The following is a 513-nucleotide window of genomic DNA, read 5'->3' as shown; positions in this document are numbered from 1 at the left end:
TTTTTTTAGTGGGACATTTTGGGGTAAAGCGACTAAAGCGCTTGTCCGTTAACCGACAACTTCACATCAATGTTGCCACGAACCGCATTTGAATATGGGCAAACTTGGTGAGCGGTTTTTACCAGCGTAACAGCCTCTTCTTGAGCCAAGTCGAGCTCAACCGCTAATGAAACGGTTAAAGCAAAACCACCATTTTCATTTGGACCGATACCAACCGTTGCAGTTGTTGGCGCCGATGCAATCTTGATTTTCATTTCTTTCGCTACGTGAAGTAGAGCATTTGAGAAACACGCAGAGTAGCCTGCAGCAAACAGTTGCTCAGGGTTCGTTGCTTCACCTGAACCGCCCATTTCCTTCGGGTAGCTTAATGCAACAGAAAGCAAATTATCGTCAGTAGAAACTTGGCCGTTACGACCAGCAATTGCAGTAGCAGAAGTAGTGTAGAGTGTTGTCATTGTCTTAATCCTTAAAATGATTGTGTGAAATTAAATTGCGCGCAACTTTATTTTGAGG

The 513-nt window shown here is 43.9% G+C and carries 1 protein-coding gene; it reads right to left on the bottom strand.

The features are described from left to right. Positions 1 to 32 precede the first annotated feature (32 nt). A complete protein-coding gene (locus tag BCT81_RS02300) occupies positions 33 to 455 on the bottom strand; it encodes an organic hydroperoxide resistance protein (RefSeq protein WP_102423131.1) in 423 nt (140 codons plus the stop codon). Positions 456 to 513 lie beyond the last annotated feature (58 nt).

Source organism: Vibrio sp. 10N.261.52.A1, from assembly GCF_002876325.1.
Taxonomy (GTDB): domain Bacteria; phylum Pseudomonadota; class Gammaproteobacteria; order Enterobacterales; family Vibrionaceae; genus Vibrio; species Vibrio chagasii.
Note: the sequence above shows the minus strand (reverse complement) of the source record. Positions and strands in the feature narration are given on the sequence as shown.